This is a genomic window from Saccharospirillum sp. ABV4_185 (genome assembly GCF_056159245.1).
In genome coordinates, this window is record NZ_JBSWUW010000002.1 from 133,424 (window position 1) to 145,167 (window position 11,744).

Sequence of the window (11,744 nt, forward strand, 5' to 3'; positions counted from 1 at the left end):
GCAGGGACCGGTAAAAGAATCGCACCAGTTGACCACAGTGGCGACTGGAGTCAACGCCACAGCTGGCTATAATGGCGCACCCTTACCGGCGCGGAGAATGTTATGCCGATCGAAAAGAATCAGGTGGTCTTGTTTCACTACAGCGTCAGCGACGAACAAGGTAACGACATTGAAAGTTCGCGCAGCGGCGAACCCAATGCCTATTTGCACGGCCACGGTGGCATCATCCGTGGTTTGGAGGAAGCGCTGGAAGGACGTGATGCCGGCGACAGTTTCAGCGTCACCATCGCGCCGGAAAAGGCCTATGGTCAGCGCCGGCCCGATGCCATGCAGCGGCTGCCGATCAAACATCTGCGCGGTGCCAAACGCTGGCAACCGGGCATGGTTGCTCAGGTACAGACCGACAAGGGCGTACGTCATGTGATGGTGGCCAAGGTTGGCCACAAGTTCGCCGATGTCGACACCAACCATCCGATGGCTGGTAAAACCCTGACCTTCGATATCGAGATCATCGAAGTGCGTGCCGCCGAGCCTGAAGAGATCGCCCATGGCCATGTGCACGGGCCGGCCGGGCACCATCACTAAAGCATTAAAAAAGGCGCCATTCGGCGCCTTTTTACTGAGCCTGAATTGCTGCCTAAAAGTTGCTATCTAGAGGTTGCTCAGGCGACGGCGCTCAGGGCCGCATCGTAGTTCGGTTCATCCGCGGTTTCGGCGACCAGCTCGGTGTGCACGACCTCACCATTTTTGATCACCACGACTGAACGCGCCATCAGACCGGCCAGCGGGCCGTCGACGATCTTAACGCCATAGTCCTGACCGAAGGCTTCACTGCGGAACACCGATACCGGTGTTACGCGATCCAGACCTTCAGCGCCGCAGAAACGTTGTTGCGCAAACGGCAGGTCGGCAGACACGCACAGCACTTCGACGTTATCCAACTTGCTCATGGCCTCGTTGAAATGGCGAACGGAGGCGGCGCAAGTCGGGGTATCGACGCTGGGGAAGATGTTCAGGACCACGGTCTTGTTGGCGAGGTCAGCAGAACTCAGCTCAGACAGATCGGTTTTGGTCAGCTTGAAAGCCGGAGCTTTGCTGCCCTTGGCCGGCAGATCGCCGCTGGTGTGGATGGGGTTGCCTTGTAACGTAATCTCAGCCATGAGGTCTCCTTGAGATTGAGAAGGTTGCCCTGCCTCAAGTGGGGCGCGCCCGCCCAATTGCAATGGTAAAATGCGGTTTTAGCCGCCAGGAGTTTGAAGATGTCGAGCCGTTCCGCCCCGATTGATCTACGCAGCGATACCGTCACCCGACCCACCGAGGCCATGCGCCAGGTTATGGCTCAGGCCGAGGTTGGCGACGATGTTTATGGTGATGACCCCAGCGTTAATGCGCTCGAAGCGCGTCTGGCGGATATGACCGGCAAGGCCGCGGCCGTGTTGCTGCCGTCGGGCACTCAGAGCAACCTGGTGGCTTTGCTGGCGCATTGCCAGCGTGGCGAGGAATACATCGTCGGCCAGCAGTATCACACCTACAAATACGAAGCCGGCGGCGCAGCGGTATTGGGCAGCATTCAGCCACAACCGCTGCCGGTGCAGGCCGATGCCACGCTCGATCTGGCCGAGGTCGAAGCCTATATCAAGCCGGACGACGTCCACTTTGCCCGCACCCGTGTGCTGGCGCTGGAAAACACGCACGGCGGGCAGGTGCTGCCGAACGGTTATAGCCAGCAAGCGCGAGCTTTGGTGGATCGCTATGGGCTGTCGCTGCATCTGGATGGCGCGCGTTTGTTTAATGCCTCGGTGGCAACGGGTCAGTCATTGCGCGAACTGGCGGCGCCGTTCGACAGCGTCAGCCTGTGTTGTTCCAAGGGGCTGGGTGCGCCCATGGGTTCAGTTCTGGTGGGCTCGCAAGAGCTGATTCAGCGCGCCCGCCGTTGGCGCAAGATGGTTGGTGGCGGCTTGCGCCAGGCCGGTATCTTTGCCGCCGCCATCGATTATGCGCTGGACCACCACGTTGAGCGGTTGGCTGATGACCATCGTCGCGCTGCTGAGCTGGCACAGGCGTTGGCGGGCTTGCCGCACGTTCACTCCACAGTCGCCCACACCAATATGGCTTTTCTCACCCTCGATAGCGCTGCGACGGGCGATGCGCTGAAAGCGGCGCTGGCTGAAAGCGGTTTGTTGATTGCCGGTGGTCAGCGCATTCGCCTGGTCACGCACCTGGGCATCGATGATGCCGCCTTAGCCACGGTGATTGAGCGCATCAGTGCGCATCTGAACGCGGCTTAAACCGTTTCAACCCCAGCGCGCCAGCCAGTTATCTGCGTCTGGTGCGCCGGCGGGGGCGAGCTCGGGGTTAGCGGCGTACCAGACGATGGCGAGCGCGGTCATCATCGCTCGCGCCTGGTGCAGGCGGTCGTTGCTGATATCCATCACTTCGGCCAGTTGTGCACTCTGAGCATCGTTTAATTCAAAACCACTGCACACCGCCGCCAGATCCATCGCCGGATCGCCTAAGGCGGCGAATTCCCAATCCAGTAATACCCAACCAGAGTCACTTAAGGCCAGATTGCCCGGGTGCCAGTCGTGGTGGCACAGCGTCAGTTGCGTGGGCAAATGATAGGTCGCGCAGCGGGCTAATAAGGCTTCGGTAAAAGCAGCCGGCAGGTCATGGGTGTAGTGGTGCAGGTGTCGAATCTGGTCGGCAATGTTCAGCGGCGTGCCGCTGATTTCGACCGCTTGCACCGCCATCAAAGCGGTGGTTAACCAGGCCAGATCGGTGTGCTCGCCACGGCTTGGCGCCGTGCCTTCATACCAGGGTGTCAGCAGCCACTGATCCTGGACCGACAACGGCGTTGGTGACCAGGGCTGGTCGGCCAGGCTAATCAGCACTTGTTGCTCGCGCTGACGATCAATGCCCAGACGCTCGACATCAGGATGGTTGATGCGCAGAGCGTAACTGCCGGTGCCGGTGTTCACCCGGAACAGCCGATTGCAGAGCCCGCCTGGCCAGCGTTGTACCGCCAGATCATCCGGCAGTCGGTCACCCACTTGCTCCAGTGCCTGAAAAAGCGCCAGCTCCATTGCCTAATCCTCAGCGATCAAAGGGGCGCATTGTTGCAGAATTTGGACATCGCTGGCGACATCAGTAGAATGGCTCGCGTTCTCGCCGGGGTGCCGCTTGTGGAAGTGGCTGAGACTGACCCGTCGAACCTGAACCAGTTAATGCTGGCGTAGGGAGTTGAGACGATCTGCCTTGCGCAATCCTGCTTCAACCTTATCCCCCAGCAAACAGTTTGATGGCAACGCGCCTCGCGCTGTTTGTACGCCGGTAATTGTTCACTCACGACAATTCAACCGGATGCCTTATGAAACTGAATTCCTTGCCTGTCGCTGCCTTATCGTTGTTAACCGCTTCGGCTGTGGCTGATCCGCTGACCATCTACACCTACGAATCCTTCAACACCGAGTGGGGCCCCGGCCCGCAAATCGAAGCCGGTTTTGAAGCCGAATGTGGCTGCGATGTTGAGTTTATCGGCCTGGAAGACGGTGTTGCCTTGCTCAACCGGCTGCGTCTGGAAGGCAATAACAGCGACGCCGACATCATCCTCGGTCTGGACGATGCCCTGATTGCTGAAACCCGCGAACTGGGCGTATTGGCCGAGCACGGCCTTGACTTGTCCGGGCTCGATCTGCCTTACGAATGGCACGATGATGCCTTTGTGCCATACGACTACGGCCACTTCGCCTTTGTTTACGACCAGACCAAAGTTGACCAGGTGCCGGCCTCATTGGAAGAGTTGGTGTACGACTCCGATCTGTCCATCATCTACCAGGACCCGCGCGTATCTACGCCAGGCCAGGGCCTGATGCTGTGGATGAAATCTGTCTTTGGCGATGACGCCGATGACGCCTGGCGCGAGCTGCAAAAGAAGGTGGTGACGGTGACCCCGGGCTGGAGCGAAGCCTATGCGCTGTTCCAGGAAGGCGAGAGCGATATGGTGCTCAGCTATACCACCTCACCGGCTTATCACATCACCGCTGAAGACACCGACCAGTATCAGGCGGCTATTTTTGAGGAAGGTCACTATGCCCAGATCGAAGTGGCAGCTGCCTTGGCGTCATCGGATCAGTTGGAGCTGGCGCGCGATTTTCTCGCCTACCTGATCAGCAAACCGGCTCAGGATGTACTGCCGGGTACCAACTGGATGTGGCCAGTGCTCGACAGCGCTGATGCACCGGCGTCGTTCGAGCAGATGGTGAAACCGAAAACGTTGATGTTCGACAGCGCCGAGGTTGCCGATAACCGCCGCGCCTGGTTGCGCGAATGGCGTAATGCAGCGAGTCAATAAAGTATGAATCCAGCGTCCGCCTATCGTTATCTGGGGGCAGTCCTGCTTGGGCTGACGCTGCTTTTGGCCGGTCTGGGCATGGTGGCTCATCCCGGTCGCGGCCTCGACTGGGCGCTGTATTTTGATGCCTATCTGGGTCGCTTGCTGTGGTTTTCCGTCTATCAGGCGGTGCTGTCGGCCGGTTTGTCGGTGGTGCTCGCCTGGCCCTTTGCCTGGGCGTTGGCACAGCGCTCCTTTCGCGGCCAGTGGGCGCTGGCCGGGTTTTTGAATCTTGCCTTTGTCTTGCCTGTGTTGGCCGTGGTGCTGGGTGTGGTCGCTCTGTTCGGCCGTGAAGGTTGGCTGGCGTTGCCGGGCAGTATTTACGGTCTCGACGGCATTCTGATTGCCCATCTGGCGATGAATCTGCCCTTTGCCATTCGCCTGTTATGGGACCGCCTCAGTCAGATTCCTGATCATCAATTGCGCCTCGCTCAGGTGTTGGGATTAAGCCCCTGGCAACGCTGGCGCCGTCTGGAATGGCCGGTGCTGCGCGCCGCTTCCGGTCCGGTTTTTGTGCTCGAAGCCTTGCTTTGTTTCAGCTCCTTTACCGTCATCCTCACCCTCGGTGGCGGCCCGGCCAATACCAATTTGGAAGTGGCGGTTTATCAGGCGCTGAAATACGACTTTGATGCCCGGGCGGCAGCGCTCTATGCAGTGATTCACGGCGCTGTTGCGCTGATTGCTATTGCGGCCCTGGGGCGCGGCAGCGTGCTCAATATGGAAGCAGCGCGCTTGCCGGTCAGTGTCGTTGCCCGGCGACCGAAAGCGGTTCAGTGGCTGGCCATTGTCAGCCTGCTGGTGTTGCTGCTGGCGCCTTATTTAGCCTTGCTGGGCCGGGCACTGCGTGATGATTGGTATTGGTCGGCGCGTTTGATCCCGGCCTTGCAAACCAGTCTGGGCATCGCCTTGTTCAGTGCTGTCTGCGCTGTTGCATTAGCCTTGACTCGTTGTATGCCGGTGCGCGGCAAAGATCGTTCGCGCTGGCTGAACTTTGGTGTTTTGGTGATTCCTGCCATGGTGCTGACCACCGGGTTGTTTTTGCTGTGTCTGCGCCTGGGCTGGGCCAAACAGGCGACCTGGCCGCTGATTATCTGGATCAATGCACTGATGGCGATGCCGCTGATTATTCAGCCGCTGCGCGCCAGAGCCTTGGCCGCGCAGCAGCAATATCAGCGTTTAACCCGGGTGCTGGGTTTGTCGACGGTAACAACCGTGCGCTTGATTTACTGGCCCTTGCTGCGCCCGGTGGTGCTCTGGGCATTAGCGCTGGCCGCTGTGCTCAGCTTGGGCGATATGGGCGTGGCAGCGCTGGTGGGGCAGGTCGATTTTATAACCCTGCCATTGTTGATTTATCAATCCATGGGCAGTTACCAAATGACGCTGGCAGCGCAACTGATGATGCTGTTGCTGGTGTTGTGTGCGGCGCTGTTGTTGTTGGCCGAATGGGCTCGGGGAGGCCGTCGTGCTTGAAGTCAGACGCTTAAATGCCCGCTTGGGTGACAGTCGTTTTCACTGGGATTTTCAGTTGTCAGCGGGCTCACTGATGGCCGTTATTGGTGCCAGTGGTTTGGGTAAATCGACGCTGTTGAATCTGCTGTGTGGCTTGCACCAACCCACCAGTGGTGACGTCTTATGGCAAGGCCACAGCTTAGTGGATACGCCGGTGGCACAACGTCCTTTTGGTGTGCTGTTCCAGGCCAATAATCTCTTCGATCACCTCAGCGTCGAGCTGAATCTGGCCTTGGGTATAAACCCCAGCGGCCGCTTAACCGATTCGCAGCAGGCCTATCTGGAACAGGCGGCGCAACGCTTTGAACTGCAAACCTTGCTGGCCAGACGCCCGGATCAACTCAGTGGTGGCCAGCAGCAACGTGTTGCTCTGGCGCGGGTGTTTTTGCAGCGTAAGCCGGTGCTGTTACTCGATGAACCTTTTTCTTCGCTCGATCCGGCCTTGCGCCAGGAGGGCTTGAAGTGGGTGCGTGATATTCAGCGCGAGCAGGGCAGTACGGTGATTCTGGTCACCCACCATCTGGATGAAATGGTCGATGCTACCGACCAGGTGTTACTCGGCCTGGAAAGCGAACAGTGGTTGAATTTAAGTTTGGCCGAATTCGAACGCAAACGCAGCCAGGGCGCGTTCGATACCTTATTAGGCGGCTCACTGGCGAACCCCCAAAAAGTCGAATAAGCTGATTTGTTACCTGCTGTTAATCTGCGCTAAAAAGGTCGCAGTATGAACGGAATCAGTCATAACAATAAAAAGACTGTGGTAAGCCAAGTGGGATTCGGCGCGTTGTTGGTTATCGCCAGCCTTGCTATTGCAGCGACATCCGTATTCTGGCCGGGAACACCCTGGCCGGGGCTGGCCGCTGGCGTGCTGGCGTTGGTGTTCTGGTGGTTGCCGGGGCGTACCAAAAAGAACACTCCTGTGGTGGATTGGTCAGGGCACGATGATGAAGCATCGCCGGCACAAATTGGCCAGGCGGCCAGTCGCATTGCCATTGAATCGGCCGATGCGTCCCACTTTCTCGATGGTATTCAACAACATCTGGTCGAACAGCAACGGGTTGCCGGTGCCCTTGCAGAACGCGTTGAGGGTTTGGAGGGCGCCGCTCAGGGTATGAGCGGTGCCATGGACGACGCCAACGCCCGCGTCGATGACGCCCAGTCGCTGGCGCTGGCCGGCCAGGAACGTATGGCCAGCGTTGAGCAGGCGCGCACGGGGCAGCGCGATCAACTGAATGCCTGCCAGCAGCAGATCGATCGTCTGCAGCAAGAGTCTGCCGCTATCGGCGATATTCTTGGCACCATTCATAAGGTCGCCGATCAAACCAACCTGCTGGCGTTAAACGCGGCTATCGAAGCAGCGCGGGCCGGTGATCATGGCCGGGGCTTTGCCGTGGTGGCCGATGAGGTGCGTCAGTTGGCGCGCCAAACCGCCGATGCCACCGATACCATCGGTCGTCTGCTCGGCGGCATGAGCGAATGTACCGACCAGACCAAAACCGCCATGGATGCGTTGCTCAGTGTCGATGCCGAACTCGATGAAGCTCTCAATGGCATTGGCGAGCGTTTGTCCGGCGTTGCCGATGGCATGACTCAGGCGCGCGATACCGTTCACTCCATGGCCGATCTGCAGACCGCAGTGAGCCAAGACAGCCAGGGCATCAGTTCCGACATCGAACAGCTGCACGGCTCAATGCAGTCGATTGAGCACTCCATCGGTGAAGCCTCTAACCGTATTCTGGCGCTGAGCGAACGCGTCGAAGGCATCTTTGTGCAGCTGCGCCATTACGATATTGATGATCGCCACACTCAGCTGGCGCGGGCGGCGATCAATGCCGCTGCTGATATCGCCGCCGTTCTGGAGAGCGCGATCGAGGCCGGACATATCAGCGAGGAAGAGTTGTTCCGCTTTGAATATACGCCGATTGAAGGCACCGATCCGATCAAACACAAAAGCCCCTTTGATGATCTGACCGATCAGTTATTTCCCCCCATCCAGGAACCGGTGCTGGATGAAAACGACGATGCTATCTACGCCGGCGCCGTCGACGTCAACGGTTATTTCCCCACCCATAACAACAAATTTTGCCAACCTTTGACCGGTGACTACGACATCGATGTCGCCGGTAATCGCACCAAACGTATCTTTACCGATCGTACCGGGCGACGTTGCGGCAGCCACGAAGAACCTTTTCTGTTGCAGACCTACAAGCGCGATACCGGCGAGGTGATGCACGATGTTTCAGCGCCCATCTATGTGGCGGGCAAACATTGGGGTGGTTTCCGAATCGGTTATAAAAGCGACTGATCACACCGCCATTGTGAACCCTGGGTTGGCAATGGCATGCTCGGTTTGCCTTACTTTTATTGCCGCGTCAGGATGCGCCCGAACCGGTTGCAGGCGGTAGTGATGAATCTTCTTGGTCGTTTATTTTTGTTATTGCTCGGCGCCATTTTCCGGCGCAAAAATGCCGATCCTCTGGCGCCGCTGCGGATGCGTTTTCGGGTCTGGCTGCATGATATCGATATCAACATCCACCTGACCGCGGCGCGTTATTTTTCCTTTGGCGATCTCTGTCGCACCCGCTGGATCATCGATACCGGCATGGGGCGTGCCTATCTTAAAGAAGGTTATCGCGCCGTACTTAACGCTCAGGAAATGACCTATATCCGCGAATTCCGCCCCTTCAGCCGCGTCGATGCGCGCGTCCAATTGGTGTGCTGGGATGAAAAATACGGTTATTTTGAACAGCGTTTTTACAGCGGCGACAAGCTGTTCAGTGTTGGTCATGCCCGCGTCGCCATTCTTAAAAATGGCAAGGTAAAGGGGCTGGATGAGGTCTTTGCTGATCAGGGATTGGCGTTAACCTCGCCGCCGGAAACCGAAGCGGTGACCGACTGGAAAGCAACGCTCGCGGCCAAGCGAGAGACCTTCAGTTAACGCTGTTTAGAATCTCGGTGAGGTAGGGTTTTTGGCTGTCGATCTCCTCGCGCGAAAGACCATTCATTTCGTAGGGAAACACCAGCCAGTCTTCGCTTTGGTGCAGGCTGTAATCCGGACGTAAGCCGGTTTGGTTGGCCGATGGGCGTTCGTAAAGCGTCGCCAGTCGCGTGTCCGCCGGCATATTGCGTTTTAAGTGACGGTTCAGTCGTTCCAGCACCGCCGCCAGGCTGTGGCCGGTGCCGAAGGCATCATCGACAATCAGCAGGCGATCATCGGCGTTGAGGTTTTCCAGCAGATATTGCGTGCCGTGCACCCGGATGCGGTGCTGCGGTGCCGCGACCATGTCGGCGTAACGCGTCATGCCCTGATAGGACGTGCGCAGTGAAGTGTGGTCGGTTTTCACGCCCAAGGTCTGCAAACATTCCTGGACATAGATGCCAACGGTGCTGCCGCCACGCCACAGACCGACAATAAAATTCGGCCGAAAACCGCTTTCAAAAATCTGCACGCCGAGGCGAAAGGCGTCGCGAATCAGTTCGGCTTCATCAAGGTAACGTTTGGGTCGATCGTGATCGGGATGCGTCATGGGTTGCCAGTCGGGTCTGCTTTGGGGACTATTGCTCACTGCTCAGATTTGGACGCTAACCTCGCCATGGTGAAAAAACAATACCTCAGTGCTCAGGGCCTGCTTGAAGACAGCTTTCGCCTGGCTGCTCAGATACTGAACTCCGGTTTCCGGCCGACTTTTATGATCGCCGTCTGGCGCGGCGGTGTACCCATGGGTGCGGCGGTGCAGGAGTTTCTCGATTACCACGGTGTACAGACCGACAACATCGCCATTCGTACGGCGTCCTACAGTGGCATCGATAACCAGAGCCGTTCGGTCAAGGTGCTAGGTCTGGATTATCTGATCAAACACATCACCCACGACGATGCGCTGCTGATCGTTGATGACGTTTTTGATACCGGCCGTTCGGTCGAAGCCATTATCGACGACATTAAAGCGCGGGCGCGGCTCAATACCCCGCACGACATCCGCGTCGCTGTGCCCTATTACAAACCGTCGCGCAATGAAACCGGCCGGGTGCCGGATTATTTCGTGCACGAAACCGAAGCCTGGCTGAAGTACCCGCATTCACTGGAAGGGTTAACGACGGAAGAAATTCGCGACAACCGACCCGACCTCTACGCCATTTTGGCGCCTCACTTGCCCAAGACCGAGAGCTGATTGATGTTGTTGCTGTTGTTCTATTTGCCGCTGGTGATTTTTATCGTTGGTTACACCCTGGCGCTGACCGAAGCCTTCCGCCAGTCGATGGCCTGGGGGATTTTGGTTCTGCTGCCGCCAATGGCGCTGGTGTACAGCATCTGGCACATCCGCCAGCAGTGGTTGCCGACGATACTGATGGCGGTGCCCCTGGCATTTATCTTTGGGGTTTTTCCGTTATTCGTGAACAGCTGATGGCTGGTTTTGATGGAGACAAGGCTGCCGTAACAGCCGCCTTGTCTCGAACAAAATCCATCAACTAATTGCACAAACCGCAGCACCAGCCTGCACGCCCGGCCGGGCATAAAACCGCTCGCAGTAGTCCATCACATTGTTGAACTCAGCGGTGTTCAGCACTTCGTGACCTTCGTAAAAATCGATGCACTTGATCCAGGGCGCGATGGCCATATCGGCGATGGTCAGTTCATCGCCCATGATCCACTGCCGGCCCTCCAGACGCTGATCCAGTACGCCCAACAAGCGACGGCTTTCGTTGGTGAAGCGCTCTTTGGAGTAGGCATCGCTCTTGTCGGCGGCGAACTTAGTGAAGTGACCAAATTGACCCAGCATGGGGCCGATATGGGCGGTCTGGAAAAACAACCATTGCAGAGTTTCCAGGCGACGCGCCGGATCGGTCGGCAGGAAGCGACCGGTTTTCTCGGCCAGATAAATCAGGATGGCACCGGTTTCCATCAACTGCAGGGGTTTGCCGTCCGGACCGTTGGGATCGATGATCGATGGGATTTTGTTGTTCGGGTTGAGCTTCAGGTAATCCTCATCGAACTGCTCGTCTTTCATGATGTTGACGGTGTGGGCTTCGTACGGCAAACCGCTTTCTTCGAGCATGATGCCGATCTTCTGACCGTTCGGCGTGGCCAGTGAATAGAGTTGCAGAACGTCCGGGTTTTCAACCGGCCAACGTTTTGGGAAGGCAGACATGAATAAGCTCCAATGGTGACTGATAGCTGGCCTTGATGGGGGCGCAGATTGCGGCCACAAGCACTGGCGCCTGACGATGGCTGCAAAATAACTGAGCTAATTGATCAGATGAATTGAAGGATGGCTGCACCGTCGTGACGCACCTGGCTGTTAATCGCACTGCCTTGGTGGCTACTTGGAGGCTAGGCTTGGAGGCTGGGTTTGGAGGAATAGTAGCTAAGTTTGTGCAGTCCGAGCGTCGATGGGGTTGAAAAATGCGCCCTGGCAAAGAGGTTGCTTAATAGCTATTACTCATAGAACTGAGTGACCTGGGGTCGAGTCAGGAGGAGATCATGGTCAATAAGCGGTTTAGCCAGATACTCAATCAATGGGAAGAGAGCCGCCGTGCGCGCCAGCAGCTGGTGTCGACCGAAGTGCAGATGAGTCGTTCCGACCGGGCCAAACTCGAAGCACTGGCGGAAGTCTATGACCAGCCGATTGAGCGGGTGATGGCCGACCTGGTGCACAGCGCTCTGCTGGAAGTGGAGTCGAGTATTCCTTATGTTCCCGGCGCCAAAATCATCCGCATTGAAGATGGCGACCCCTGCTACGAAGACGAAGGCAAGATGCCGGAATATCTGGCAGCACGCCAGCGCAAGACGGGGTCGGCGCACTAGTTCATTGCTTGGGCAGTGGTCTGTCACCGCGACCTGAAACCG

General features: G+C 57.6%; 14 protein-coding genes and 1 riboswitch. Of the genes, 10 read left to right on the forward strand and 4 right to left on the reverse strand.

Translation table 11 applies throughout. The annotated features are described in order from the left end of the window. Window positions 1-102: 102 nt before the first annotated feature. Window positions 103-585, forward strand: coding sequence for an FKBP-type peptidyl-prolyl cis-trans isomerase (locus ACXAE6_RS17750; protein WP_392805588.1), 483 nt, complete (start codon window positions 103-105; stop codon window positions 583-585). A gap of 77 nt (window positions 586-662) precedes the next feature. On the opposite strand, the gene tpx is transcribed toward ACXAE6_RS17750, so the two are convergent. Continuing rightward, the gene (tpx, locus tag ACXAE6_RS17755; protein ID WP_392805585.1) at window positions 663-1,160 is read right to left on the reverse strand and encodes a thiol peroxidase; all 498 of its coding nucleotides are present in this window, start codon (window positions 1,158-1,160) and stop codon (window positions 663-665) included. Between the two features lie 99 nt (window positions 1,161-1,259). On the opposite strand from tpx, the gene ltaE reads away from it, so the two are divergent. Beyond that, window positions 1,260-2,288: a low-specificity L-threonine aldolase gene (gene ltaE / locus ACXAE6_RS17760; RefSeq protein ID WP_475152278.1), complete on the forward strand. Its 1,029-nt coding sequence runs from the start codon at window positions 1,260-1,262 to the stop codon at window positions 2,286-2,288. Between the two features lie 6 nt (window positions 2,289-2,294). Here ltaE and ACXAE6_RS17765 read toward each other — a convergent pair whose 3' ends face one another. Next, a complete protein-coding gene (locus ACXAE6_RS17765) occupies window positions 2,295-3,083 on the reverse strand; it encodes a phosphotransferase (RefSeq protein WP_475152285.1) in 789 nt (262 codons plus the stop codon). A 76-nt stretch (window positions 3,084-3,159) separates the two neighbouring features. Further along, window positions 3,160-3,257, forward strand: a riboswitch (TPP riboswitch). Window positions 3,258-3,367: 110 nt separating this feature from the next. On the opposite strand from ACXAE6_RS17765, the gene thiB reads away from it, so the two are divergent. The 5 genes from thiB to ACXAE6_RS17790 all read left to right on the forward strand — a co-directional run bounded on the left by thiB (window position 3,368) and on the right by ACXAE6_RS17790 (window position 8,837). Beyond that, window positions 3,368-4,351: a thiamine ABC transporter substrate binding subunit gene (thiB, locus tag ACXAE6_RS17770; protein ID WP_475152292.1), complete on the forward strand. Its 984-nt coding sequence runs from the start codon at window positions 3,368-3,370 to the stop codon at window positions 4,349-4,351. Between the two features lie 3 nt (window positions 4,352-4,354). Continuing rightward, a complete protein-coding gene (locus tag ACXAE6_RS17775) occupies window positions 4,355-5,860 on the forward strand; it encodes an ABC transporter permease subunit (protein WP_475152298.1) in 1,506 nt (501 codons plus the stop codon). Beyond that, window positions 5,853-6,578 carry a thiamine ABC transporter ATP-binding protein gene (locus ACXAE6_RS17780; RefSeq protein WP_475152303.1) on the forward strand — a complete coding sequence of 242 codons (726 nt, stop codon included), beginning with the start codon at window positions 5,853-5,855 and terminating at the stop codon, window positions 6,576-6,578. The genes ACXAE6_RS17775 and ACXAE6_RS17780 overlap by 8 nt, the downstream gene beginning before the upstream one ends. Window positions 6,579-6,668: 90 nt before the next feature. Beyond that, window positions 6,669-8,204 (forward strand): methyl-accepting chemotaxis protein, encoded by a 1,536-nt coding sequence (locus tag ACXAE6_RS17785; RefSeq protein WP_475152308.1) that lies wholly within the window; start codon window positions 6,669-6,671, stop codon window positions 8,202-8,204. A 102-nt stretch (window positions 8,205-8,306) separates the two neighbouring features. Then, window positions 8,307-8,837 carry a thioesterase family protein gene (locus tag ACXAE6_RS17790; RefSeq protein WP_475152313.1) on the forward strand — a complete coding sequence of 177 codons (531 nt, stop codon included), beginning with the start codon at window positions 8,307-8,309 and terminating at the stop codon, window positions 8,835-8,837. On the opposite strand, the gene ACXAE6_RS17795 is transcribed toward ACXAE6_RS17790, so the two are convergent. Further along, window positions 8,830-9,426: a phosphoribosyltransferase gene (locus ACXAE6_RS17795; protein WP_475152317.1), complete on the reverse strand. Its 597-nt coding sequence runs from the start codon at window positions 9,424-9,426 to the stop codon at window positions 8,830-8,832. The two genes, ACXAE6_RS17790 and ACXAE6_RS17795, sit on opposite strands and share 8 nt — an antisense overlap. Before the next feature lie 66 nt (window positions 9,427-9,492). Here ACXAE6_RS17795 and ACXAE6_RS17800 point away from each other — a divergent pair, with 66 nt between their 5' ends. Together ACXAE6_RS17800 and ACXAE6_RS17805 are read left to right on the forward strand one after the other, a co-directional pair. After that, window positions 9,493-10,068 (forward strand): phosphoribosyltransferase, encoded by a 576-nt coding sequence (locus ACXAE6_RS17800; RefSeq protein WP_475152324.1) that lies wholly within the window; start codon window positions 9,493-9,495, stop codon window positions 10,066-10,068. Between the two features lie 3 nt (window positions 10,069-10,071). Then, on the forward strand, window positions 10,072-10,302 hold the full coding sequence (locus tag ACXAE6_RS17805) for a hypothetical protein (protein WP_475152328.1): 231 nt from the start codon (window positions 10,072-10,074) through the stop codon (window positions 10,300-10,302). Window positions 10,303-10,362: 60 nt separating this feature from the next. Here ACXAE6_RS17805 and ACXAE6_RS17810 read toward each other — a convergent pair whose 3' ends face one another. Further along, window positions 10,363-11,046 carry a glutathione binding-like protein gene (locus ACXAE6_RS17810; RefSeq protein ID WP_475152332.1) on the reverse strand — a complete coding sequence of 228 codons (684 nt, stop codon included), beginning with the start codon at window positions 11,044-11,046 and terminating at the stop codon, window positions 10,363-10,365. 332 nt (window positions 11,047-11,378) lie between these two features. Between ACXAE6_RS17810 and ACXAE6_RS17815 the strand changes: the two genes are divergently transcribed. After that, on the forward strand, window positions 11,379-11,702 hold the full coding sequence (locus ACXAE6_RS17815; RefSeq protein ID WP_475152337.1) for a hypothetical protein: 324 nt from the start codon (window positions 11,379-11,381) through the stop codon (window positions 11,700-11,702). The last annotated feature ends 42 nt before the right edge of the window (window positions 11,703-11,744 follow it).